This is a genomic window from Streptomyces sp. RKND-216 (assembly GCF_004795255.1).
In the GTDB taxonomy this organism is placed as follows: domain Bacteria; phylum Actinomycetota; class Actinomycetes; order Streptomycetales; family Streptomycetaceae; genus Streptomyces; species Streptomyces hazeniae.
The window spans coordinates 228,190-250,022 of sequence record NZ_SSBQ01000002.1; the positions used below are offsets into that span (position 1 = coordinate 228,190).

Below are 21,833 nucleotides of genomic sequence, written 5' to 3' on the forward strand. Positions count from 1 at the left end.
ATGAAGGACGCCGTGACGAAGACGGAGCACGCCTCCCCCGCCGACGGGGACACCGCCATCCACATCGTGGACCTGCACAAGTCGTTCGGCGACCTGGAGGTGCTGACCGGCATCGACCTGGACGTGCGCCGGGGCGAGGTGGTGTGCGTGATCGGGCCGTCGGGCTCGGGCAAGTCCACCCTGCTGCGGTGCGTGAACCTGCTGGAGGAGCCCACCTCCGGCACGATCACCGTGGCCGGCACCGAGGTGACCGACGAGAACGTGGACATCGACCGGGTCCGGCGCGGCATCGGCATGGTGTTCCAGTCCTTCAACCTCTTCCCGCACCTGACGGTGCTGGAGAATCTCACCATCGCCCAGCGCCGGGTGCTGGGACGGGAGAAGGACGAAGCGCGGAAGGTCGCCCGCCGCAACCTGGAGCGCGTGGGCATGACCGAGAAGGAGTCCGCCTACCCGGCGAAGCTCTCCGGCGGTCAGCAGCAGCGGGTGGCCATCGCGCGGGCGCTGTCGATGGACCCGCAGCTGATGCTGTTCGACGAGCCGACCTCGGCACTCGACCCGGAGCTCGTCGGCGACGTGCTCTCGGTGATGCGGCGCCTCGCCGCGGAGGGCATGACCATGCTGGTGGTCACGCACGAGATGAGCTTCGCCCGTGAGGTGGCCGACCGGGTCGTCTTCATGGACGGCGGGGTCATCGTCGAGGAGGGCCCGCCCGAGCAGGTCGTCGTCGACCCGCAGCACGCGCGGACCCGCGAGTTCCTCTCCCGGGTGCTCGACCCGGCGGCGGCCGACCTGCCGGACTAGGCCTGTCCGGCGGACAGTCCCTCCTGCAAGGGCCGTCCGCTGGACGACGGGACGCCGCGCACCGGCGGGAACCGGTGTGCGGCGTCCCGTCGTCGATGTGGAAGGGACCGGCGGTCTCAGCCCCCGCGCACACCCAGCAGGTGGTCCATCGCCAGCTGGTCCAGGTGCTCGAAGGCCATGCCGCGCTCGGCGGCCGCGTCCGGGTCGAAGTCCTCGAACGCGGCGCGGTCGGCCAGCAGGCCGGCCGGCGTCTCGCCCGGTTCAAGGGTGGGGCCGGCCAGCTCGTCCAGTCGCGAGGCGCGCAGCGCCTCGGCGACCTCCCGGTCGGCGCGGAAGGCGGCGGCCCGCTCGCGCAGCACCAGGTAGTTCCGCATGCAGCCGGCAGCCGACGCCCACACGCCCTGGAAGTCCTCGGTGCGCGGCGGCTTGAAGTCGAAGTGCCGCGGGCCGTCGTAGCCGGCGCTCTCCAGCAGGTCGACCAGCCAGAAGGCCGCGCGGAGGTCGCCGGCTCCGAAGCGCAGGTCCTGGTCGTACTTGATGCCGGACTGGCCGTTGAGGTCGATGTGGAACAGCTTGCCGGCCCAGAGCGCCTGCGCGACGCCGTGCGGGAAGTTCAGCCCGGCCATCTGCTCGTGGCCGACCTCCGGGTTGACGCCGAACAACTCTGGCCGCTCCAGCCGTTCGACGAAGGCGAGGGCATGCCCGACGGTGGGCAGCAGGATGTCGCCGCGCGGCTCGTTGGGCTTGGGTTCGAGGGCGAACCGCAGGTCGTAGCCCTGACCGGTGACGTACTCGCCGAGGAGGTCGAATGCCTCCTTCAGCCGGTCCAGGGCGCAGCGGACGTCCTTGGCGGCGCCGGATTCGGCGCCTTCCCGGCCGCCCCAGGCGACATAGGTGCGCGCGCCGAGTTCGGCGGCGAGGTCGATGTTGCGCATCACCTTGCGCAGGGCGTAGCGGCGTACGTCGCGGTCGTTGGCGGTGAAGGCGCCGTCCTTGAACACCGGGTGCGTGAAGAGGTTGGTGGTCGCCATCGGCACCGTCATGCCGGTCTCGTCCAGCGCGGCGCGGAAGCGCCGCACGTGCCGCTCGCGCTCGGGCTGCGGGGAGCCGAACGGGATGAGGTCGTCGTCGTGGAAGGTGACGCCCCAGGCGCCCAGGTCGGCGAGACGGCGCACGGACTCGGCTGGGTCGAGCGCGGGCCGGGTGGCGTCGCCGAACGGGTCGCGGCCCTGCCAGCCCACCGTCCACAGACCGAAACTGAACCTGTCCTCAGGGGTCGGCCGGTAGCTCATCGTGCAGCACTCTCCTGTTCGGGGTTCCGCCGGTTCCGGGGGCTTCGGGACTCTATTCGTCATGCCCGTTGACAAACTAGTATGCGGGCAGGACCCCCGCGGGAGGAAGAGGTGAGGGAGCAATGGCCGCACCCGAAGGGCCGTTCGTCGTCGGCGTGGACAGCTCCACCCAGGCCACCAAGGCGCTGGTCGTCGACGTGGCGACCGGCCGGGTCGTCGCCCGGGGGCAGGCCCCGCACACCGTGGACGCGACGTCCGGCCGGGAGTCCGACCCGGAGCAATGGTGGACGGCCCTCGCCTCCTCGCTGGAGCAGTGCGGCCCGGCCGTGCGGCGGGCCTCGGCGGTGTCCGTGGCCGGCCAGCAGCACGGCCTGGTGACCCTCGGCCGGGACGGCAGACCGGTCCGTCCGGCCCTGCTGTGGAACGACGTGCGGTCCGCGCCCCAACGGGACCGACTGCTGGCGGAGCTGGGCGGCCCGGAAGGCTGGGCCCGCCGGACCGGGAGCGTGCCCGCGCCGTCCTTCACCGTCACCAAGTGGGCCTGGCTCGCCGAGCACGAGCCGGAGGCCGCAGCGGCCACCACTGCCGTACGACTGCCGCACGACTACCTCACCGAGCGGCTGACCGGCACCGGCACCACCGACCGCGGCGACGCCTCCGGCACCGGCTGGTGGGCGTCCGACACCGGCACGTACCACACGGAGACCCTCGACCACGTCGGCCTCTCCCCCGCGGCGCTGCCTCGCGTGGTCGGCCACGGCGAAGTGGCAGGCACCGTCCGCGACGGGCTGCCGCTGCCCTCCGGCGCGCTGGTGGCACCCGGCACCGGCGACAACATGGCGGCGGCGCTCGGGCTGGGTCTGCGTCCCGGGCAGCCAGTGCTCAGCCTGGGCACCTCCGGCACCGTCTACGCCGTCTCCGGCACGCGGCCGGCCGACCCCACGGGCACGGTCGCCGGTTTCGCCGACGCCGGCACCCGCTGGCTGCCGCTGGCCTGCACGCTGAACTGCACCCTCGCCGTGGACCGGGTCGCCGCCCTCCTGGGCCGCGAGCGCGAGGACGTCGAGGCGGGCGGCGGGGCGACGCTGCTGCCCTTTCTGGACGGCGAACGCACACCCGACCTGCCGTACGCGTCCGGTCTGCTGCACGGCCTGCGACACGACACCACCGGCGGGCACATCCTCCAGGCCGCCTACGACGGCGCGGTCTTCACCCTGCTCGACGCCCTGGAGAAGGTGCTGGGCGACGAAGCCGCACCGGACGGCGGCCCCGACGCCCCGTTGCTGCTGATCGGCGGCGGCGCGAAGGGCACCGCCTGGCGGGAGACCGTGCGCCGCCTGTCCGGGCGGCCGGTCCAGGTGCCCCGGGCGCAGGAACTGGTGGCACTCGGGGCGGCTGCGCAGGCCGCCGGACTGCTGATGGGCGAGGACCCGGCCGCGGTCGCCCGCCGCTGGGCGACCGCCGACGGCCCGGCCTACCCCGCGGTGCAGCGCGACGAGGAGACCCTCGACCGGCTGACGGCGACGCTCGGGAGCGCGGGAGCGCTGCTGGGCCGACCCGGCTCCTGACCATCGGCCGGCCGCAGCGCGCAGGAGGACCAGATGCCCGCTTCCGCCCCCAACTCGCAGCAGGAGATGCGGCGCCGCAACCTCTCCCGGGTCCTGCACACCGTGGCCGAACAGGCCCCCGTGTCCCGGGCGGGCATCGCCGCCCGCGTCGGGCTCACCCGGGCCGCGGTCTCCACACTGGTCGACGAACTGCTGCGCGGCGGGCTGCTGACGGAGCTGGGGCCGGGCCGTACCGGCGGGGTGGGGCGCCCGGGCCACGCGCTCGACGTCGGCGACCACGGACCGTGCGGGATCGGCGCGGACGTCGGCGTGGACCGGCTGGCGGTGGTCGCCCTCGACCTGCGCGGCCGGGTCCGCGCCCGCGCCGAGGTGGAGGGCGACCACCGCGACTCCGACCCCGACGAGGTGCTGGCGCGCTTGGCCGCACTGGTCCAGGAGACGGCCGCCGGGGCGGCCGGGCACGGACTGGCGCCGGCGGGACTCGCCGTGGCGGTGCCGGGACTGGTCGGCCGCGACTCCACCCGGGTGGTCCGCACGCCCAACCTGGGCTGGCCGGCCACCGACCTGCGCCCCCGGCTGCCCCCGACGCTGCCGCTAACCGTGGACAACGAGGCCAACTTCGGCGCGCTGGCGGAGCTCTGGCACGGCGGCGCGGAGGCCCCGGCCGACTTCGTGCACGTCTCCGCCCGCATCGGCATCGGCGGCGCGGTCGTGCTGGGCGGCGAACTGCTGCGCGGGGCCCGCGGGTTCGCGGGCGAGCTGGGCCACGTGCCCGTGGTACCGGAAGGCAGGCCGTGCGGCTGCGGGGGCCGTGGCTGCCTGGAGCAGTACGCCGGGGAGGAGGCCCTGCTGGGGGCGGCCGGACTGCCCGCCGGGCACGCCTCCCCGCGCAGCCGGACGGCCGTCCTCGCCGAACGGGCCGCGCAGGGCGACGCGGCCGCGCTGCGGGCGCTGCGGGACGCCGGACGGGCGCTCGGTGTCGCTCTGGCCGGCACGGTCAACCTGCTGGACCCGGAGGCCGTGGTGCTGGGCGGGGAGCTCGCGGGGCTCGGACGCTTCCTGATCCCCGCGCTCACCGGAGAGCTCGCCTCCCGTCAGGCCGCGCCCGCCCCCCTGCCGCGGCTCCTCACCTCCGCCGTCGGCACCGACGGGCCGGTGCTCGGCGCGGCCCGCTCGGTGGTGCGCGCCGTGCTGGACGACCCGATGGCGTACGCCCCCGCCCGGGCGTGACCGGGAGCTTCCCTGCACTTGCGCACGGCGGACTGCGTACCGGGCCCCGGGCGTCGGCCGCCGTGCGATGCTGAGGGCGCAGACGTCCCTCACCTGCGAGACCGCGCCCTGCCGACGCGCGGCATGCGCACCCGCGACCTGTGAAGGAGTACCGGTGTCGTCCCTCTTCCCAGCACTGCGCGAGAGCCCGGACCGGACCGCCCTGCGGTTCGGTCCGGACGTCCTGACGTACGGCGAACTGGACGCCGCGTCCGCGGCGCTGGCGGAGAAGATCGCCGGGGCCGGCCGGGTCGCCGTCTGGGCGACACCGTCCCCGCACACGGCGGTCGCCGTGGTCGCCGCGCTGCGGGCCGGCGTACCCGCGGTGCCGTTGAACCCGCGGACCGGCACCCGGGAACTGGCACACATCCTCGGCGACAGCTCCCCGGCGCTGGTCCTCGCCACGTCCGGCGACGTGCTCCCCGAGGGCCCCGACACGCTGCCCCGCGTGGACGTGTCCCTGACGACCGGGGCGACACCGGGGGCCGCCGTGCCCGCGCCCGAGGAGCCGGGGCCGGAGACAGCCGCGCTGGTCGTCTACACCTCCGGCACCACCGGTCCGCCGAAGGGCGCGGTGATCCCGCGCCGCGCCGTCGCGCACACCCTGGATGCGCTGGCCGGCGCGTGGGGGTGGACGGCGGACGACGTACTGGTGCACGCCCTGCCGCTGTTCCATGTGCACGGCCTGGTGCTGGGCGTCCTTGGCCCGCTGCGGCGCGGCGGCGCCGTGCACCACCTGGGTCGCTTCGACGTGACGGCGGTGGCCCGCGAACTGGCCGGTCCCGGCACGATGCTGTTCGGCGTGCCCACCATGTACCACCGGCTCGCCGAGGCCGTGGCCGACGACCGGGAGCTGGTCAGCGCCCTGTCGGGGGCCCGGTTGCTGGTCTCCGGGTCCGCGCCGTTGCCGCTGCGCGACCACCAGCGGATCGCCGAGGCGACCGGCCGTCACGTGGTCGAGCGCTACGGGATGACGGAGACGCTGATGAACACCAGCGTGCGCCTGGCCGACGACGGACGGTCCCTGAGCCCCGCCCGGCCCGGCACGGTCGGGCCGGCGCTGGACGGCGTGGAGCTGCGGCTGGTGGACGAGGCAGGTGCGCCGCTGGAGGCGCGGGACGGCGAGACCGTGGGCGAGGTGGAGGTACGGGGTCTCTCGCTGTTCACCGGCTATCTGGACCGCCCGGAGGCCACCGCGGCGGCGTTCACCCCGGACGGCTGGTTCCGCACCGGGGACATGGCGACCACCGATGCGGCGGGCGCGGTGACCCTCGTCGGCCGCAAGTCGACCGATCTGGTGAAGAGCGGCGGGTACAAGATCGGCGCGGGCGAGATCGAGAACGCGCTGCTGGAGCACCCCGGTGTGGCGGAGGCCGCCGTGACCGGCGAACCGGATCCGGACCTGGGCGAGCGCGTCGTGGCGTGGGTCGTGCCCCGGGACGCCGCCTCGCCGCCCGGCGAACGCGAACTGGCCGAGCACGTCTCCGCACTCCTCGCCCCGCACAAGCGGCCGCGCCGCGTGCGCTACCTGGACGCCCTGCCCCGCAACGACATGGGCAAGATCCTCAAGCGCGCGCTCGATGCCTGACCGGCCGCAGGCCCCGGCGGACGTGCCGGCCCGCGAGCTGCTGGCGGGCCTGGCCGACGGCTTCGCCGAGGCGCCGCCCGAGTCCTGGGCGGCACCCGGAACCGCGGACGACGACGGCCCGCTGGGCTGGCCCGGGTACGGCGCGGCCCGGGGGAAGGCGCGGGCACGCACCGGGGAGGCGGAGTCGGTGGTGCTCGGCACCGGACGGGTCGACGCACCGAAGCGGTCCTGCTGGCCTTCGAATTCGGCTTCCTCGGCGGTTCCCTCGGGGAGCGCACGGGTGCCCGCATCGAGGCGGCACACGTCCTGGCCCGGGAGCGCCGGCTGCCGCTGGTGTCGCTGATCGCCACCGGCGGCAGCCGTATGCAGGAAGGCATGCGGGCTCTGTCCCAGCTCCAGCGCGTGGCACGGCAGTGCGCGCTCACCCGTGCCGCGGGCGTGCCGCAGCTGGCGGTGGCCCGGCATCCGACGACCGGCGGCGGCTGGGCCGCCGTGGCGTCCGGCGCCGACGTGGTGCTGGCCGTCGAGGGCGCGCAGGTGGCCTTCGCCGGCTCCCGCGTGCGGCCGGAAGGCGCGGACCCGGCGGCGTACACGGCCGAGGGGCAGTATGCGGCCGGGCACGTCGACCGGCTGCTGCCCGCCGGGGAAGTGCGCAGCGCCCTGGGCCGCTGGCTGGCACTGCTCGTCGGGCCGCCCGGGGACCGGCTGGAGCCGCCCCCGGCGTTGCGGCCGGCCGCCCCGCCTGCGACCGGCTGGGAGGCGGTGGAGCGCGCCCGTTCCGCCGGACGGCCGCGTGCGGGCGCCTATCTGGACGCGTACTTCACGCGGCGCGAGGAGATCGGCGGCGACCGCTGCGGCGGCCGGGACGACCAGGGCGTCGCCTGCGGCCTCGGCCGCCTGCCGGACGGCACCACGGCGGCGTACGCGGCGCAGCTGGGCACCGCGACCCGCCCTGCCGGATACCGCACGGCGGCGCGTCTGGTCCGGCTCGCGGACCGGCTGGGGCTGCCGGTCCTCACGCTGGTCGACACGCCCGGTGCGGCGGGCGACGGCGAGGCGGAACGGGCGGGGACCGGCCCGGCGGTGGCCGAGTGCTTCGCGGCCGTGGCCGAGGCCCGGGTGCCGGTGACCACCCTGGTCGTCGGCGAGGGCGGCTCGGGCGGTGCCCTCGCGCTGGCCGCACCCGGCCACACGTGGCTGGTGCCGGAGGCGTACTTCTCCGTCATCGCGCCGGAGTCGGCCGCAGCCGTCCTCAAGCGGGACGGCGGGCGGGTGCGCGAGACCGCCGATCAGCTGCGCCTGCGTCCCCAGGACGTCGTCGCCCTCGGCGCCGCCCGCGGGATCGTCGACCCCGCCTGAGCACGCACGACCCCCCGCCTGAACCCGCCCGCTTCCGCCGGGCGGGTTCAGGCGTCGCCGGAAGGTCCGGCCCGGTGCGGCGCGGGTTGCGCGGGGATGTCGTCCCGGCATCCCCCTTGACCCCGGCATTGGTCTATGCCAAAGCTGTGCGTCAGCCCCCCACAGTCCGCGCCGCCACCCGCCCGTCCGGCGGCACCCGTGCGACCTTCCCTGGGGGAGCCATGCCCGTTTCGTACCGGAGGAGAGGCGCCGTCCGTGCCCTCGCGCTCGCCCTGAGCAGCGCCCTGCTCGCCGCCTGCGGCCTCATCGGCGAGAGCGAGGACGGCCGGACGCTGACGGTGTGGCTGATGGAGGGCAGCCTCACCGACGGCCTCACCCGCGACCTGGTCCGCGACTACGAGGCCGGGCACCCGGGCGTCGAGGTGGAGGTGGTCGTGCAGCAGTGGCCCGGAATCGACCGGAAGGTGACCGCCGCGCTGCGGTCCGGCGACGGCCCCGACGTCATCGAGGTCGGGAACACGCAGGTCGCGCAGTACGTGCAGACGGGGAAGGTGCAGAACCTGACCATCCGGATGATGGACCTGGGCAGCGACGAGTGGCTGCCCGCCCTCGGGGCGTCCGGCCAGGTGGACGGCTTCCAGTACGGCGTCCCGTTCTACGCCGCCAACCGGGTCGTGGTCTACCGCAAGGACCTGTTCGAGGCGGCCGGGATCGACTCCCCGCCCCGCACCCGGGACGCGTGGCTGACCGCGACGGCCGCGCTGGACGCCCCGCCCGGCCAGCAGGGCATCTACCTGCCGGGCCGGAACTGGTACGTGCTGGCCGGTTTCGTGTGGGACGAGGGTGGCCGACTGGCCGACGAGCGCAGCGGCCGGTGGAGCGGCGCCCTGGACACCCCGCAGGCGCTGCGGGCCATGGACTTCTACCGCGAACTCCAGTCCCACGGGGAGGCGCCGCCCGCTTCCGACGAGGCGAACCCGGACCAGGAGCAGGTGTTCGCGGAGGGCCGCGTGGCCCAGCTGATCACCGTGCCCGGCGGCGCGCGCCTGATCACGGACGCCAACCCGGACCTGAAGGGCAAGCTGGGCTTCTTCCCCGTCCCGGGCGAGAAGCCGGACGAGCCGTGTGCGGTGTTCACCGGCGGCTCGGTGCTGATCATGCCGGACGGCGAGGGCCTCGACGAGGAGGCGTACGCCTTCGTCAAGCTGCTGTCCGGCGACCGGTGGCAGCGGCGCATCGCCGGGGAGATGAGCTACGTGCCGAACAAGGCGAGGCTCGCCGGCGCACTGGACGGCGACCCGGGTGCGGAGGCCATGGCGCGCGCGGCCGAGCACGGGCACACCGTCCCCGCCTCTCCGTCCTGGGGCGCGCTGGAGGCGGACAACCCGATCACCCGCTACATGACCGCCGTGCTGCGCGGCGAGGCGAAGCGCCCTGCGGCGCAGCGGGCGTCCGCGACCATCAGCCGGGTGCTCAACGGCACCGGCTGAGACGCGGTGAGCCCGGCGCCTCCCGGTGGTACCCGTCGCCCATGGACTGGTTCACGGCACCGGAGCTCTGGCTCGCCCGGGAGATGGCGCAGCGCGGCCTGGCGCTGCTCTACGTCGTCGCCTTCCTCACCTCGGCGCTCCAGTTCCGTCCGCTGATCGGCGAGAAGGGCATACTGCCCGCGGACCGGTTCGTCCGCGCGGTGCCGTTCCGGAGCGCTCCCGGACTGTTCCAGTGGCACTTCTCCGACCGCTTCTTCGCCGCCGTCGCCTGGTCGGGCGCGGCGCTGGCCGCCGCTCTGGCGGCGGGCGCCGGGGACGCCGTGCCGCTCGGGGCCGCGATGGCGGCGTGGGCGGTGCTGTGGGCGTTGTACCTGTCGATCGTGAACGTGGGGCAGACCTGGTACGGCTTCGGCTGGGAGTCGCTGCTGCTGGAGGCGGGATTCCTGGCCGTCTTCCTGGGCAACGACTCCGTCGGACCGCCCGTGCTGGTGCTGTGGCTGCTGCGCTGGCTGCTGTTCCGGGTGGAGTTCGGTGCGGGCCTGATCAAGTGGCGGGGCGACCACTGCTGGCGTGAGCTGACCTGCCTGGACCACCACCACGAGACTCAGCCCATGCCGGGACCGTTCAGCTGGCACTTCCACCAGCTGCCGCGCCGCATGCACCGGGTGGAGGTGGCCGCCAACCACGTCACGCAGCTGCTGGTGCCGTTCGCGCTGCTGCTCCCGCAGCCGGTCGCCGGGGCGGCCGCCGCGCTGATGATCGTCACCCAGCTGTGGTTGGTGCTGTCCGGGAACTTCGCCTGGCTGAACTGGTTGACCGTCGTGATCGCGTGCGCGGCGCTGGACACCTCGCTGGTGACCGGACCTCGCGCCTACGGCGCCACGCCGCTGTGGTTCGCCGCCCTGGTGTGCGCGCTGACCGTGCTGGTGGCCGTGCTCAGCTACCGCCCGGTCCGCAACCTGACCTCCCCGCGGCAGCGGATGAACCGCTCGTTCGACCCCCTGCATCTGGTCAACACCTACGGAGCGTTCGGCAGCGTGACGCGGGTGCGCCAGGAGATCGTGCTCGAGGGGACGGACGCCGAGCACCCGGACGAGGACACCGTGTGGCGGGAGTACGACTTCCGCGGGAAGCCCGGCGACCCGCGCCGTCGGCCGCGGCAGTACGCTCCGTACCACCTGCGGCTGGACTGGATGATGTGGTTCGCCGCGCTCTCCCCCGCGTACGCCCGTGGCTGGTTCGACGCGTTCGTGCTGCGGCTGCTGCGGTCGGATCCGGACACCCTGCGGCTGCTCCGCCGCAACCCGTTCCCGGACGGCGCGCCGACGCACGTACGGGCGCTGCTCTACCGCTACCGGTTCACCACCAGGTCCGAGCGCCGGGAGACGGGCCTGTGGTGGCACCGCACCCTGGTCCGCGAATACCTCTCGCCCGTACGGGCGCCCGCCACGACACGTCACCCGTTCCGGTGATTCGTGGCCGGATCTGCGCGGTGCCGGACGGGCCTCCGCGGCCCCTGGGCCAGCGGCTGGAGCACCCCCGCGGAGCCGGCCGTGAACGATTGGCACCGAATCAGGAGTTTCACCCGGAGGCCGCAGCTTGACCACGAATTTGCAACATGCCTAGCCTGCCGCAATGAGCCTTCGAAGGACACTGAACACATCCCTGCGCAAAGCCACCGGCTTCGAGATCCGGCGCGCGTCCATCCCGGAGACCGCCAAGCCGAAGCCGAAGGCAGCCGAGAAGGCTCCGCGGCCCAAGCCGATCGGGTTCCGCGAGACGAAGAACCCGGAGCTCGACCGCCTGCTGCGCAAGCCGGTCTTCATCATGTCGCCGGTGCGCTCCGGCTCCACCCTGCTGCGCGTGCTCGTCGGCGGCCATTCCAAGCTGCACGCCCCGCACGAGCTCCACATCCGCCGGCTGAGCGTCGGGTACGGCACGTCCATCTCCAAGAAGGCCATGGATGCCCTGGACCTGGACACCGCCGACCTGGAGCACCTGCTGTGGGACAGGGTCATGCACCGTGAACTGGTCAAGCACGGTGGCGAGTTCATCGTCGAGAAGACGCCGAGCAACGCTTTCGCCTGGAAGCGCATCGCCGCCTGCTGGCCGGACGCCCGCTACATCTTCCTGCTCCGCCACCCGGCCTCCATCGCCCGTTCCTGGCACGAGTCGGACCCGGAGAAGCGTTCGGAGGAGGAGGCCACCGCCGACGCCCTGCGCTACATGAAGGCCGTCGAGCGGGCCCGTGGCGGCCTCACCGGCCACCTTGTCCGCTACGAGGACCTCACCGCCGACCCGGAGCAGGCCCTCAAGGGCATCTGCTCCTTCCTCGACCTGGAGTTCGAGCCGCAGATGCTCGAGTACGGCCAGCGTGAGAAGAGCGACATGAAGCGCGGTCTGGGCGACTGGCGGGAGAAGATCCTCAGCGGCAGCGTGCAGCCGGGCCGGGAGCTGCCCTCCCTCGACGAGGTCCCCGAGCTGCTCCGCCCGATGTGTGAGGCCTGGGGCTACACCAAGGATGCGGAGGGCGCGCACTCCGCATGAAACCCCACGCCGAAATCGACGAGGTGTGGCCGCGCGACGGCCGCATCAGACTGGTGGGCTCGGTCCACGGACGCGAGCCCGGAGGCGACGGATGGCAGCTCGTACTGGCGCTGCGCGGGCATGAGAAGTACCGGCTGCGCTACGACGTGCGGCTGGACGGCACCGCGTTCGACGCCTCGGTGCCGGTCGACGACCTCGCCCTGGACGGACTGCACAAGGCCGTCTGGGACCTCCATCTCTCACCCTCGGGCGACGACGAGGAGACGCTGACGGTCGGCAGGCACCTGGACGACATCGCGGGCAAGAGGAAGATCTTCGTCTTCCCCGGCCAGTCCGCCCAGGACGAGGACGGAACGGTGGTCCGCCCCGTCTACAGCAACGCCGACGACCTGACCGTCGAGTGCGTCCCCGGCGACCTGCCGCTGAGCCCGGACGAGCTGCCCTTCGAGCGGACGGAGTGGATGGTCCGATGAAGATCCGCTACCTGCTGCTGCACGCCTACGGCACCGGCGGCACGATCCGTACCGTGATGAACCAGGCCAACACCCTGGTCGCCGCGGGTCACGACATCGAGATCGTCAGCGTCATAAGGCACCGCGACGAGATCCAGTTCCCGCTGGACGACCGGGTCGCCGTCACCTCCCTGATCGACGGCCGCGAGGCCAGGGCCGGCGCCCAGGGCTGGAAGGACGGCCTCAAGAACCCGGAGGACATCGCGCTCGCCCACACCGACCCGGAGCTCGTCCCGGCCGGCGAGTTCGGAGTGCGGTACTTCAACCGGTACGTCGAGGTCGTGGTCGGCGCGTACCTCGAAGGGCTCACCGACGGCATCCTGGTCACCACCCGGCCGGCGCTGAACATCCTCGCCGCGCACCACGCGCCCCGTCACCTGGTGCGGGTCGCGCAGGAGCACATGAACCTGTCGGTGCACCGCAAGGACGTCGTCGCGGCGATCGAGAAGCACTACCCCAGCTTCGACGCGGTCGCCGTACTCACCCACCGGGACCGGGAGGACTACGGGCAGCTTCTTCCCGACACCCGTCTGGTGCGGATTCCGAACGCCGTCCACTCGATGGACCAGCAGCCGTCCGACTGGTCCCGCAAGGTCGCGGTCGCGGCCGGCCGGCTCGCCCCGCAGAAGGGCTTCGACATGCTGATCCCGGCATGGGCGAAGGTGGCCGAGCGGCACCCCGACTGGCAGCTCCGCATCTTCGGCCACGGCGAGAAGCGGGCCCAGCTGCGGGCGCTCATCGAGAAGCACCACCTCTACAACCATGTGCTGCTCATGGGCCAGACCAAGGCACTGGACGACGAGCTGGCCAAGTCCTCGATGTACGTGCTGAGTTCGCGCTTCGAAGGGCTTCCGATGGTGATGATCGAAGCCATGACGCACGCCCTGCCGGTGGTGAGTTTCGACTGCCCGACGGGCCCCGCCGACGTGCTCACCGACGGCCAGGAGGGCATGCTCGTACCGGCGGAGGACATCGACGCCCTCGCCGACGCGCTGATCCGCCTGATGGACGACAAGGCACTGCGCGAGAAGATGGGCACGGCAGCGCTGGAGACGGCGCAGAACTACGCCCCCGCCGCGGTGCACCCGCAGTGGGAGACGCTGTTCACCGAACTCCTCACCGCCCCCGGGCGGGACTGATCACCGCCTCCGGGCGGGACTGACCGAGAGCCAAGGACGGGTAACCGATGAACGCAGCCGGCGACGACCGGCGGGGGGCCACCGTGTGGCTCACCGGCCTGCCCAGTGCGGGGAAGACCACGATCGCCCGCGCGCTGGCAAACCACCTGGCCCGCGACGGCCGCCGGGTGGAGGTGCTGGACGGGGACGAGATCCGGACCTTCCTCACCGCCGGGCTGGGCTTCTCCCGCGAGGACCGGGACACCAACGTGCAGCGGATCGGCTACGTGGCCGAGCTTCTCGCCTCCAACGGGGTGATCGCGGTCGTCCCGGTGATCGCCCCGTACGCGGACAGCCGGGAGTCCGTCCGCAAGCGTCACCAGGCGTCGGGCACCACCTACCTTGAGGTGCACGTCTCCACCCCGGTCGAGGAGTGCTCCGAGCGGGACGTGAAGGGTCTCTACGCACGTCAGGCCGCCGGGGAGATCTCCGGTCTCACCGGCGTCGACGACCCGTACGAGGCGCCGGAGGCGCCCGATCTGCGGCTGGACACCCGTGGCCGCGGCGTCGAGGAGTCGGCCGGCGCGGTGCACGCCCTGCTGACCGAGAGGGGCCTGGCATGAGCGCGGCCGTCCCGGGCCAGGAGGGCCCGTACGGCGCGGAACTGCCCGACGAGCCGTACGCGTTGTCGCATCTGGACGCGTTGGAGTCGGAGGCGGTACACATCTTCCGGGAGGTGGCCGGGGAGTTCGAACGCCCCGTGATCCTCTTCTCCGGAGGCAAGGACTCCATCGTCATGCTGCACCTGGCGATCAAGGCCTTCGCCCCCGCCCCGGTGCCCTTCTCCCTCCTCCACGTCGACACCGGCCACAACTTCCCCGAAGTCCTCGCCCACCGCGACGCCACCGTCGAACGCCACAACCTCCGCCTCCACGTCGCCCACGTCCAGGACTTCATCGACGACGGCACCCTCCGCGAACGCCCCGACGGCACACGCAACCCCCTCCAGACCGTCCCCCTCCTCGACGCCATCGACAAGAACCGCTTCGACGCCGTCTTCGGCGGCGGCCGCCGCGACGAGGAGAAGGCCCGCGCCAAGGAACGCGTCTTCTCCCTCCGCGACGAATTCGGCGGCTGGGACCCCCGCCGCCAGCGCCCCGAACTGTGGCAGCTCTACAACGGCCGCCACTCCCCCGGCGAACACGTCCGCGTCTTCCCCCTGTCCAACTGGACCGAACTCGACGTGTGGCAGTACATCGGCCACGAGAAGATCGAACTCCCCGCCATCTACTACGCCCACCGCCGCGAGGTCTTCTCCCGCAACGGCATGTGGCTCTCCGCCGGCGACTGGGGCGGCCCCACCGACACCGAGAAGACCACCCTGCAGACCCGCACCGTGCGCTACCGCACCGTCGGCGACATGTCCTGCACCGGCGCCGTCGACTCCGACGCCGACACCAACGACGCGATCATCACCGAGATCGCCGCCTCCCGCCTCACCGAACGCGGCGCCACCCGCGCCGACGACAAGATGTCCGAAGCCGCCATGGAAGACCGCAAGCGCGAGGGATACTTCTAGACGGCGCTCAGGCGCTCAGAGGCGTGAACCGGCCGAAGGGCCGCCCGGCCGAGCCGGGCGGCCCTTCGGCCGGTTCCGGACTACTTGAGACCGGTCAGGGCGATGCCCCGGACGAAGTAGCGCTGGGCGAAGACCAGGATCAGCGCAGTGGGCACGAACATGATCACCGATCCGGCAGCGGTGAGGTGCCAGAGCGTGAAGTGCTCCTGGTTGAACAGGGTCAGCCCGACCGGGATGGTGCGCATGTCCTCGGTGGTGGTGGCCACCAGCGGCCACAGGAACTCGTTCCACTGGAAGACGAAGGTGAACAGCCCCAGCACCGCCAGGGCGGGCTTGACCTGCGGTAGCACCACCCGTCGGTAGACGGCGAACTCGGAGGCGCCGTCCACCCGCCCGGCGTCCAGCAGGTCGTCCGGGATGGGCTGGATGAACTGCCGCATCAGGAAGATGCCGAAGCCGTCCATGACGAACGGCAGGATCAGCGCCTGGTAGCTGTTGAGCCAGCCCAGATTGGACATCATCACATACAGCGGGATCATCCGTACGAAGAGCGGGATCATCAGCGTCGCCAGGATCGCCACGAAGATCGTGTTCTTCAGCGGGAAGTCGAACTTGGCGAAGACATAGCCGATCATCGGGTCGAAGACCAGGTGGGCGAGCGTGATGCCGCCCGCGACGACCAAACTGTTGATGATGAAGTTCCCGAACGGCGCCTCCTCGAAGAGTGTGACGTAGTTGCCCCACTGCGGGGTCTCCGGGAGCAGCACCGCCTCGCCGGACAGCGTCTCGCCCTCCGTCTGGAGCGACAGCGTCAGCATGTACAGCAGCGGCACGATGGTGACCGCGCTCGCCGCGAGCAGCGTCACGTAGACCGCGATCCGGCCGAACCGGGTCATCAGTACTGCACCTCCCCACGGCGGCCGGCGCGCAGTTGCACGGCGGTGAACGCGATGATGACGAACAGCAGCAGCACCGACAGGGCGGAGGAGTAGCCGAAGTCGCGGCTGCGGAAGGCGACCTCGAAGACGTGGAAGACGTACAGGTCGGTGGCGTCGGCCGGTCCGCCGTTGGTGATGATGTACGCCTGGCCGAAGGCCTGGAGGCCGGAGATCACCGCCATCACCGAGACGAACAGGGTGGTGGGCGCGAGCAGCGGCAGCGTGATGCGCCAGAACTGCTGCCACTGGTTGGCGCCGTCGATGGTGGCCGCCTCGTAGTAGACCTCCGGGATGCCCTGCAGGCCGGCGAGGAAGAGGATCATGGTGTAGCCGGCGATCTGCCAGAGGGTGACCAGGATGATGGTGGCGAGGGGGTCGGTGTTGAGCCAGGCCTGGGTGGGCAGGCCGAACTCGGTGAGCATCCGGTTGAGGATGCCCAGCTGCGGGTCGAGGATGTTGCGCCACAGCAGACCGACGACGGCGACCGAGGTCAGGTACGGCACCAGCAGCGCCAGCCGGATCAGGGTGCGGCCGCGCAGTGGCCGGTTGACCAGCAGTGCCAGCGCCAGGCCCAGGACGATCGCGCCGACGGTGGTGCCGACCGCGAAGATCAGGGTGACGCTGAAGGAGTTCCGGACGGAGGGGTCGCCGAAGGCGTCGACGTAGTTGCCGAGCCCGCTGAACCGGTCCGCCTGGGGCCCGGAGTGCATGCTGGTGTTCACGATGTCCGCGATCGGCATGTAGAAGAAGAGCGCGAAGAAGAGCAGGGCGGGTGTGAGGAAGAGGTAGGCGGTGCGGGCCCGGCGGGCCTGCAGCGTGCCGCCCTTCGGCCGCCGCGGCGCGGGCTGCGGCGGCCTGGGTGACCTCTCCCGAACGGCGGTCTTGAGCGCCATGGGCGGCTACCCCTCGATGATCCGGCGGCCGGCGGCCAGGTAGGAGTCCAACGCCTCGTCGACGGGAGTGCGTTCCATGACGACCCCCTGGTAGAGCTTCTTCCACACGTCCACGGAGATCTCTCCGTAGTGGCCGGTGAGGTACAGGCCCTCGTGCGCGTCGCGGGCGTAGGACAGGCCCTGGGCGAACTGCCGGGTGACCGTGTCCTTCTGCACGACCGGGTCCTCGGCCCAGGACTTGCGGGGCATGAGCATGCCCGACTGCCGGGTCACGGCGAGTTCCGTCTTGAGCGTGGTCAGGCGCTTGATGAGGTCCCAGGACAGGTCCGGGCGCCGGGCCTTCTTCGGGATGAGGACCGACGTGCCGGCGAGGATGGTGGCCTGCTCCTTCTTCTTCGGCGCCTGTGCGACGCCGAGCTCCAGATCGGGGCTGGACTTGGCGATGGGCTCCAGGTCCCACGGGCCCGAGACGATCATCGCGGCGCGCTTGGCGGAGAGCAGCTTCTGCGGGCCGGAGTAGTCCGTGCCGGGCGTGGGAACGGGCGAGACCTTGTGCTTGTGCACCAGGTCGGTCTGGAACTGCAGGGCCTCACGTGCCGCGTCACGAGGGGTGAGGAGTTTCCCCGTCTTCGGGTCGTACTCGCGCACGCTGTTCTGGAGCATCCACGGCCAGGCGTAGGACGGGTCCTGGTTGAGGGCGATGCCGTGCACTCCGCCGCCGGTGAGCTCCCGGGAGACCTCGACGACCTCGTCCCACGTGGCCGGCGGCCGGACACCCGCCTCGTCGAACATCTGCTTGTTGTAGAGCAGCAGGCTGCACGTCTGGTGCAGCTGGATGCCGTACACCTCGCCCTTGTGCGAGTTGTGTTCGACGGCGGCGGTCTGCCAGTCGTCCGGGAAGCCCATCTCGGCGCCGTCCCGTTCGATGTACTTCTGCAGGCTGAGCGCGTCGCCACTGAGCGCGAACTCCTGCACCCACCCTCCGGGCTCCTCCATCAGGTCCGGCACGTTGCCGGACTGGAAGTCGGTGAGGATGCGGGTGCGCATGTCCGGCCACTGGTACTTCTGCATGCGGACGGTGACGCCGTGGGCCTTCTCGAACTCCTTGACGACCTGCTGGTACGGCGCGTAGTCGTGGCCGGGATTCCAGTAGACGGTGAAGGCGCCTCCGCCCGCACCGTCGGTGTCGGGGGCGCCGGAGCCGCACGCGGACAGCGGCAGCGCCGCCGCCGCACCTCCCGCCAGTGCGAGGACCCTGCGCCTGCTCAGTGAGGACGGAATGGCGGGCGGACGGGCGGACGCGGAGCTGTGAGCGGGCATGGATTGCTCCTCTCGACGCACGCTTCATCGCGGTGCGTTGACCATTGCCGCTTGCCGGGCGGCACGGCGTCAACCCTTCGTACGTACCCGGTCGCGTTGCGCGAGCGCGGCCCCACCGCGGATCTCACCCCTTTGACCCGTATCGGTGTCCTATGGGGCGGTGTACGACGGCCCCGGGCAAGGCCGGCCCTGGTCACGCGCCGAGGGGCCTGCGAGGATCGCTGCCATGACCAACGATCGACTCCGCGACGTCTTCGTCGTCGACGCCGTCCGCACCCCCGTCGGCAAGTACGGCGGCGCCCTGGCCGATGTACGCCCGGACGACCTGGCCGCCCACGTCGTACGGGCGCTGGTGGACCGTACGCCCCACCTGGACCCCGCGCGCCTCGACGACGTCGTTTTCGGCAACGCCAACGGCGCCGGCGAGGAGAACCGCAACGTCGGCCGGATGGCCGTACTGCTGGCCGGGCTGCCGCTGAGCGTGCCCGGCAGCACCGTGAACCGGCTGTGCGCCTCCGGCCTGGAGGCCGTCGTACAGGCGGCGCGGGCGGTCGCGGTCGGCGACGCCACCGCGGTGATCGCCGGCGGCGTGGAGTCGATGAGCCGCGCCCCGTGGGTGATGCCCAAGCCGGAGCGCGCCTTCCCTGCCGGGGCGCCGGAGACGTTCTCCACCACGCTGGGCTGGCGGATGGTGAACCAGCGGATGCGCCCGGAGTGGACCGTCTCCCTCGGCGAGGGCGCCGAGCTGGTCGCCGACAAGCACCGGATCGGCCGCGAGGCGCAGGACCTCTTCGCCGCCGCCAGCCACGAGAAGGCGGCCCGCGCATGGAAGGACGGCCTCTACGACCGGGAAGTGGTCCCGTACGAGGGCGTCGACCTACCGCGCGACGAGACCATCCGCGACGGCAGCTCGCCGGAGACCCTCGCCAAGCTCAAGCCGGTCTTCCGCAAGGACGGCACCGGCACCGTCACGGCCGGGAACTCCTCGCCGCTCAACGACGGCGCCGCGGCACTGCTGCTCACCGACGAGGAGGGCCTGGCGGCCACCGGCCGCGAACCCCTGGCCCGTATCCGCGCCTCGGCCGTCACCGGCATCGAGCCACAGCTCTTCGGCCTGGGCCCGGTGGAAGCCGTGCGCAGGGCCCTCGCCAAGGCCGGACGCGGCTTCGGCGACCTGCACACCGTCGAGCTGAACGAGGCGTTCGCCGCCCAGGCGCTCGGGTGCCTGGCCGAATGGCCGGAGCTGGACCCCTCGCTCGTCAACCCGCGCGGCGGCGCGATCGCGATCGGGCACCCGCTCGGCGCCTCCGGCGCCCGCATCACCGGCGCGGTGGCGCACCAGCTCGCCTCGGCGGGCTCCGGCACGGGTCTGGCGGCGCTGTGCATCGGCGTGGGGCAGGGGCAGGCGCTGGTCCTGGAACGCTGACGCCCGGGCGGGGCGCTCCGGCAGCCCGGCGCCTCGCCCGTTCGGCGGCTCAGCGGCCCGGGGTGCTCCGTCCGGTCGGCGCCTTCGCCAGCTCGGGCGAGGAGGTGTCCAGCGGCACCGCCCAGGAGCGGACCATGCCCAGCTCCACCGCCTGCCGGGGCAGCAGGGCCTCCAGCAGCCAGTCGGTGGCGACGCGGATCCGGTTCCCGGGCATCGCCGCCAGGTGGTAGCCCCGGGTGACCGCGTTGGCGGGCAGCCCGGAGAGCGGGATGCCGAACGGGTTCGCCGCGCCCTGCACCCCGCCCAGGTCGACGGTGAAGCCGAGGTCGTGGTGCTTGTACGGGCGCCGCACCCCGCGCCCGTAGGCGGCCGCCAGGTTGCGTCCGGCGAGCTTGCCCTGCCGCCACGCGTGCTGCGCTGTCATCGGGGTGTACTCCCCCGGCCGGGTCAGATCGGGCACGGCGGCCGCGTCGCCGCAGGCCAGCACCTCCGGGTGACCGGGCACCGTCAGGTACTCGTCCACCACCAGGCGGCCCTTCTCGGTGGGCATCCCCAGGTCCTCGACCAGCGGATCGGGCCGCACCCCCACGCACCAGATAAGCGACCGGGTCGGCACGAAGGCCCCGTCGTCCAGCAGCACACCGTCGTGGGTCGCCTCCTTGACCGAGGTCCGCGTCCGCACGTCCACACCCCGCCGCCGCAGCACCCGGTCGGCGGTCGCGGACAGCCGCCGGTCCAGACCGGGCAGCACCCGGGGCGCCACGTCCAGCAGCATCCAGCGCGGGTGCTCCACGCGGCCCCCGCCCCGGCCGGCGGACCGGTTGTGCTGCCGGGCGAGGGAGTCCGTGAACAGCATGCCGTGCGCGGCCACCTCGGTGCCGGTGTATCCGGCACCCACCACCACGAACGTCGAGCGTGCCGCCCGCTCGCCGGGGTCGTCGCTGTCGGCGGCCATCGCCAGTTGGCGCGTGATGTGGTCACGCAGGTACAGCGCCTCCGGCATCGCGCGGAAGCCGTGCGCGTGCTCGGCGACGCCGGGGATCGGCAGCAGCTTGTTCACGCTGCCCACGGACAGCAGCAGCCGCTCGTAGGACAGCTCACCCTCGCCGCCCTCCGGGTCGGTGTAGCGCACACGCCGCTCCGACAGGTCCACGCCGTGCACCTCCCCCAGCACGAGCCGCACGCCGGGCAGCGTCCCAGCCAGCGACACCGACACCCGGCGCGGCTCCAGGACGCCGGAGGACACCTCCGGCAGCAGGGGCAGGTACAGGAAGTAGTCGTGGGGGTTCACCAGCACGATCTCCGCCGTCCCGCGCAGCTTCCGGGACAACGTGCGGGCGGCGCGGTATCCGGCGAACCCGGCTCCGACGACGACGATGCGGGACCTGCTCACGTGCACTCCCTGTCCTGCGGGTCCGGGTCAGGCCTCCCGCGGTTCCCGCGCCTCGGCCCGTCAAACGCCCGCCACCCCTTCCCGACCGCCCCGCGAGGCGGGCAGGGGGGTGCACATCCACCCCCTGGAGTGCGGTATTGTTCTTCGTGCCGGTCGGCGAGCGGATCTTCCCGCAGCCGCCCAGGACACCGGGACGTGGCGCAGCTTGGTAGCGCACTTGACTGGGGGTCAAGGGGTCGCAGGTTCAAATCCTGTCGTCCCGACGGTGGTCAGAAGCCCTTTGCGATCTTCGCAAAGGGCTTCTGACATCAGTGGGTGACATCAGTGCCTCACGCCGACGGCCCTTCCAGCCCCTCGGCACCTCGATTCTCTCGCTCGTCCTCGCCCGATCCGAGTGCGGCGTCCATCCGGTCGGCCGCCGCCTTGAGCGTCGTGTCCATCACGTGCCCGTACGTGTCGAGCGTCATGGTGATCGTGCTGTGCCCCAGCGTCTCCATGATGGTGCGAGCGTCCACACCCTGAGCCAGCAGCAGCGAGGCACAGGTGTGCCGAAGATCGTGCACCCGCACTCTGCGGACGTTCGCCGCCCGGCAGAGGACGGTCAGCATCCTGTTGAGACTGCGCAGGTCCGTGACCCGGCCCGTGGGAGTCGTGAAGACCAGGCCGGCAGGCTGGTCCCGCGACGGCTCCCACCTCATTCCGGCCGCGCCCCTTTCCCTCCGCTGAACGTCGGCGTG

The 21,833-nt window shown here is 72.5% G+C and carries 18 protein-coding genes, 1 tRNA gene and 1 pseudogene; 14 read left to right on the forward strand and 6 right to left on the reverse strand.

Annotated elements, in window-relative coordinates:
- Entirely contained in the window at positions 1 to 804 is an 804-nt protein-coding gene (locus E4198_RS01260) for an amino acid ABC transporter ATP-binding protein (protein WP_136181485.1), read from the forward strand.
- A gap of 116 nt (positions 805 to 920) precedes the next feature.
- Here E4198_RS01260 and xylA read toward each other — a convergent pair whose 3' ends face one another.
- On the reverse strand, positions 921 to 2,096 hold the full coding sequence (gene xylA / locus E4198_RS01265) for a xylose isomerase (protein WP_136181486.1): 1,176 nt from the start codon (positions 2,094 to 2,096) through the stop codon (positions 921 to 923).
- Between the two features lie 122 nt (positions 2,097 to 2,218).
- Between xylA and xylB the strand changes: the two genes are divergently transcribed.
- The 11 genes and pseudogenes from xylB (at position 2,219) to cysD (ending at position 15,126) form a co-directional block, all read left to right on the forward strand.
- Entirely contained in the window at positions 2,219 to 3,664 is a 1,446-nt protein-coding gene (gene xylB, locus E4198_RS01270; protein WP_136181487.1) for a xylulokinase, read from the forward strand.
- Between the two features lie 33 nt (positions 3,665 to 3,697).
- A complete protein-coding gene (locus E4198_RS01275; RefSeq protein WP_136181488.1) occupies positions 3,698 to 4,894 on the forward strand; it encodes an ROK family transcriptional regulator in 1,197 nt (398 codons plus the stop codon).
- Between the two features lie 154 nt (positions 4,895 to 5,048).
- Positions 5,049 to 6,521, forward strand: coding sequence for an acyl-CoA synthetase (locus E4198_RS01280; RefSeq protein WP_136181489.1), 1,473 nt, complete (start codon positions 5,049 to 5,051; stop codon positions 6,519 to 6,521).
- Positions 6,514 to 7,880 (forward strand): annotated as a pseudogene (locus E4198_RS01285) (carboxyl transferase domain-containing protein). The gene E4198_RS01280 and the pseudogene E4198_RS01285 overlap by 8 nt, the downstream one beginning before the upstream one ends.
- A 221-nt stretch (positions 7,881 to 8,101) precedes the next feature.
- Positions 8,102 to 9,370: an extracellular solute-binding protein gene (locus E4198_RS01290; RefSeq protein ID WP_136181490.1), complete on the forward strand. Its 1,269-nt coding sequence runs from the start codon at positions 8,102 to 8,104 to the stop codon at positions 9,368 to 9,370.
- Positions 9,371 to 9,411: 41 nt separating this feature from the next.
- A complete protein-coding gene (locus tag E4198_RS01295; protein WP_136181491.1) occupies positions 9,412 to 10,842 on the forward strand; it encodes a lipase maturation factor family protein in 1,431 nt (476 codons plus the stop codon).
- A 163-nt stretch (positions 10,843 to 11,005) separates the two neighbouring features.
- The gene (locus tag E4198_RS01300) at positions 11,006 to 11,917 is read left to right on the forward strand and encodes a sulfotransferase (RefSeq protein WP_168711344.1); all 912 of its coding nucleotides are present in this window, start codon (positions 11,006 to 11,008) and stop codon (positions 11,915 to 11,917) included.
- Positions 11,914 to 12,390, forward strand: a complete 477-nt coding sequence (locus E4198_RS24735) for a hypothetical protein (RefSeq protein ID WP_210732756.1) — start codon at positions 11,914 to 11,916, stop codon at positions 12,388 to 12,390. Before E4198_RS01300 ends, E4198_RS24735 begins: the two co-directional genes overlap by 4 nt.
- A complete protein-coding gene (locus tag E4198_RS01305; RefSeq protein ID WP_136181492.1) occupies positions 12,387 to 13,568 on the forward strand; it encodes a glycosyltransferase family 4 protein in 1,182 nt (393 codons plus the stop codon). Before E4198_RS24735 ends, E4198_RS01305 begins: the two co-directional genes overlap by 4 nt.
- 47 nt (positions 13,569 to 13,615) lie before the next feature.
- Complete coding sequence (gene cysC / locus E4198_RS01310; RefSeq protein WP_136181493.1) at positions 13,616 to 14,170, forward strand: adenylyl-sulfate kinase; 555 nt, start codon at positions 13,616 to 13,618, stop codon at positions 14,168 to 14,170.
- The gene (cysD, locus tag E4198_RS01315) at positions 14,167 to 15,126 is read left to right on the forward strand and encodes a sulfate adenylyltransferase subunit CysD (protein WP_136181494.1); all 960 of its coding nucleotides are present in this window, start codon (positions 14,167 to 14,169) and stop codon (positions 15,124 to 15,126) included. Before cysC ends, cysD begins: the two co-directional genes overlap by 4 nt.
- Before the next feature lie 80 nt (positions 15,127 to 15,206).
- On the opposite strand, the gene E4198_RS01320 is transcribed toward cysD, so the two are convergent.
- Genes E4198_RS01320 through E4198_RS01330 form a run of 3 tightly spaced genes read right to left on the reverse strand, consistent with a single transcriptional unit; the run spans position 15,207 to position 18,277 of the window.
- Positions 15,207 to 16,022, reverse strand: coding sequence for a carbohydrate ABC transporter permease (locus E4198_RS01320; protein ID WP_136181495.1), 816 nt, complete (start codon positions 16,020 to 16,022; stop codon positions 15,207 to 15,209).
- Positions 16,022 to 16,957 carry a sugar ABC transporter permease gene (locus tag E4198_RS01325; protein ID WP_136181496.1) on the reverse strand — a complete coding sequence of 312 codons (936 nt, stop codon included), beginning with the start codon at positions 16,955 to 16,957 and terminating at the stop codon, positions 16,022 to 16,024. The genes E4198_RS01320 and E4198_RS01325 overlap by 1 nt, the downstream gene beginning before the upstream one ends.
- A 6-nt stretch (positions 16,958 to 16,963) precedes the next feature.
- The gene (locus E4198_RS01330; protein WP_210732757.1) at positions 16,964 to 18,277 is read right to left on the reverse strand and encodes a sugar ABC transporter substrate-binding protein; all 1,314 of its coding nucleotides are present in this window, start codon (positions 18,275 to 18,277) and stop codon (positions 16,964 to 16,966) included.
- Between the two features lie 226 nt (positions 18,278 to 18,503).
- On the opposite strand from E4198_RS01330, the gene E4198_RS01335 reads away from it, so the two are divergent.
- Positions 18,504 to 19,703: a thiolase family protein gene (locus E4198_RS01335; protein ID WP_136181497.1), complete on the forward strand. Its 1,200-nt coding sequence runs from the start codon at positions 18,504 to 18,506 to the stop codon at positions 19,701 to 19,703.
- 49 nt (positions 19,704 to 19,752) lie between these two features.
- On the opposite strand, the gene E4198_RS01340 is transcribed toward E4198_RS01335, so the two are convergent.
- Complete coding sequence (locus E4198_RS01340) at positions 19,753 to 21,096, reverse strand: NAD(P)/FAD-dependent oxidoreductase (RefSeq protein WP_136181498.1); 1,344 nt, start codon at positions 21,094 to 21,096, stop codon at positions 19,753 to 19,755.
- 189 nt (positions 21,097 to 21,285) lie between these two features.
- Here E4198_RS01340 and E4198_RS01345 point away from each other — a divergent pair.
- Positions 21,286 to 21,359, forward strand: a tRNA-Pro gene (locus E4198_RS01345).
- A 66-nt stretch (positions 21,360 to 21,425) separates the two neighbouring features.
- Here the strand turns inward: E4198_RS01345 and E4198_RS25760 are convergent.
- Complete coding sequence (locus E4198_RS25760; protein WP_348771282.1) at positions 21,426 to 21,794, reverse strand: tyrosine-type recombinase/integrase; 369 nt, start codon at positions 21,792 to 21,794, stop codon at positions 21,426 to 21,428.
- Positions 21,795 to 21,833: the final 39 nt, after the last annotated feature.